1 protein-coding gene is annotated in these 253 nt (G+C 36.0%); it reads left to right on the forward strand.

All coding sequences use genetic code 11. The features are described from left to right. Positions 1-53 precede the first annotated feature (53 nt). A partial coding sequence (locus SB679_RS25375; RefSeq protein WP_410705114.1) for a hypothetical protein occupies positions 54-253 on the forward strand: 200 nt, incomplete at its 3' end.

A 253-nucleotide genomic window follows, 5' to 3' on the forward strand; every position in this document is an offset into this window, starting at 1 on the left:
GGTTATTTTATATAATATTAATTTCATTAAATCTTGAGGGTATCACATGAAATATGAAGCAGTCAGAGTTTGGTAGACAGCTTTCGTTTGCGTCATATAAAAAAATGGGAGGTAAGGCAAATAGTTATTCTAACTTGGAACGTTTGAAAAGCCCATGCAGCAACGAATACAGTGATACTGATATTATAGGGCAAGGATTACGCCAAATGCGTGACATGACACCAGACCCTACGATTTATGAACCAGAAATGAT

The organism is Chryseobacterium sp. SIMBA_029 (assembly GCF_046535275.1).
Classification (GTDB): domain Bacteria; phylum Bacteroidota; class Bacteroidia; order Flavobacteriales; family Weeksellaceae; genus Chryseobacterium.